The 1,974-nt window shown below is 53.6% G+C and carries 3 protein-coding genes; all 3 read left to right on the forward strand.

Annotated features, from left to right (window positions below; translation table 11 throughout):
• Nucleotides 1–327: phage/plasmid replication protein, II/X family (locus CLV44_RS17165; RefSeq protein WP_245912728.1), on the forward strand; the 327-nt coding region annotated here is incomplete at its 5' end.
• A 583-nt stretch (nt 328–910) separates the two neighbouring features.
• A complete protein-coding gene (locus CLV44_RS17170) occupies nt 911–1,135 on the forward strand; it encodes a toxin-antitoxin system HicB family antitoxin (RefSeq protein WP_106593342.1) in 225 nt (74 codons plus the stop codon).
• Between the two features lie 6 nt (nt 1,136–1,141).
• Nucleotides 1,142–1,974: phage/plasmid replication protein, II/X family (locus tag CLV44_RS17175; protein WP_106593343.1), on the forward strand; the 833-nt coding region annotated here is incomplete at its 3' end.

Raw genomic sequence — 1,974 nt, forward strand, 5'->3', positions numbered from 1 at the left:
ATTGAGATGGCCGCTCAAAAACCGATTGATGACCTTTCCGACCTGATTCAGAAGATCAGCACGAAAGCCGCTGTGTCCTCGTATCAGCTTTGGCGTGATGGTCACGACCCCCGCCAGATGCTCCCCAAAAACACGTTCTACCGTCACCGTCGGGCCCTTCTGGAACATGGAATCGATATCTCCATGCCAGCCCCGCCCCGTGATGAAACCCAATCCAATGTGGTGCCACTCTGCAAGACTCTGGAGCTCAAACCGGCCACCATGCCGCATTGGGTATCAGGCACCGAATACCTGTTCGAGCCCCGCAAACTCTGCGCCGTTGGCTGACGCGCTACGCTTGTCTGCCCCCTGCCGGCTAGTGGCACTGCCACCAGCCAGCAGCGCGCCTCAAAACCCCGTAATTCGTAACCTGCAACCTGCAACCTGTAACCCGTAACCCGTAACCCGTAACCATAGTGACCGACTATGTCTTACTGCGTAAGCCAGTCGGAACCACCTCATGCCGCAGGCATATCAGGCGGCGCACTGTTGCCCAGGCTAACGCTCTGGACTCGCCCCGCCGGAACCCTGACCAATCCCCCAGGCACTGCCGTGCCCAACTGCCCAAACTTGGACCCGCTCCGTTGTCGCTTCGCGTCCACCTGACCCCGCCCCCGCTCCGATCTCTGCCCGCGCCCTGATTAACCGCTTTTCGCCGTGAATCGAATCTGCGCGAGTGGTTGCGAGCGTAGCGGACCAACCATCCGCGCTGATCGATTTCAGGCGAGTGCTGTTTAGTCTGGAACGGTTGGAGTTGATAGGGACGGTACAGTGATACGTCCCTTTAGTACCATTATTGGTACTCGGCACCTTGACCACTATCCCGCCATAACCCATACTCCGGTTTAAATTCATACCGCTGGTGGTAGCAATGAGCACCGATAAGCATGTTAGATCGATCCGCTTGAATCCTGATATACACGAACGCCTTGTTGCCCTGTGTGATCACCTCGGAGTTACGCCTAACGCCTACATTGTTCAGGCTATCGGCAAGGCTATCTCTCAGGATGAAATGGCCTTCAAAATCCAGCAGAACCAGAACGACATGTTCGCCAAGCTCGCCATACTCATGGATGAGACAAAGGAACAGGAGTAATTCCCCATGGTGATGATCGACTGGGTTTCAGCCAAAATCCCGTTCTACTATCCGGGCATCATTTCCGATGGTGAAGTGGTAAGCGTTACCCGTGATGGTGAGGTTGAATACGCTGTTCGAAAGCGCCTATTGATCCGTGGCTCCCATGATGGAGCAATCACCCTTAGAACTGTCGAAGTCGATTCAGACGGCAACACCGTATTGGCAGAACTATCCGGCAACCCTGTTAAGTTCCTTCAAGGTCACAACCTGTTCGGCTCTGACGATCTCCTCAACTTGGTTGCTGAAACAGTCCTCCGGTTGGCTGAGATCCTGAAAGCACCCCAACCGGATCAGTCATTCAAGATGGTTCGCTCTGGTAACTACACCCTGTCCCGCATCGATATAAACCGCATGTTCGCCCTTGGTAGTCGTGCTGAAGTTCTGGCATACCTCTACGCCATGAGCACCAACACTCGTACCCGATCGCAAGGCCCAGTCACCAAAGGTACTACGGTTTATTTGAACAAGACCTCAAAGCGTTGGAGCTTCAAGTTTTACAGTAAGGCTCAGGAAGCTGAGCTCAAGCGCAACCGCAAGCAGGGTACTTTAGACATCCCGACCAACCTCAAGGAATGGGTTAATGCCATGCTTCGCGCTGAACTGACCCTCAAATCTAATGAGCTTAGAGAACTCAATCTGCATGTAGCAGCCAACTGGCATACAATAGAAACACTGGATCTGTTCGCAGACTATGCCGAGAGAATTGAGATGGCCGCTCAAAAACCGATTGATGACCTTTCCGACCTGATTCAGAAGATCAGCACGAAAGCCGCTGTGTCCTCGTATCAGCTTTGGCG

It is taken from the genome of Marinobacterium halophilum (genome assembly GCF_003014615.1).
Taxonomy (GTDB): Bacteria; Pseudomonadota; Gammaproteobacteria; order Pseudomonadales; family Balneatricaceae; genus Marinobacterium; species Marinobacterium halophilum.

Excerpts from the sequence above, each read along its gene's own strand:
- CLV44_RS17170 (WP_106593342.1), top strand. The coding sequence starts at position 911 with ATGAGCACCGATAAGCATGTTAGATCGATCCGCTTGAATCCTGATATA.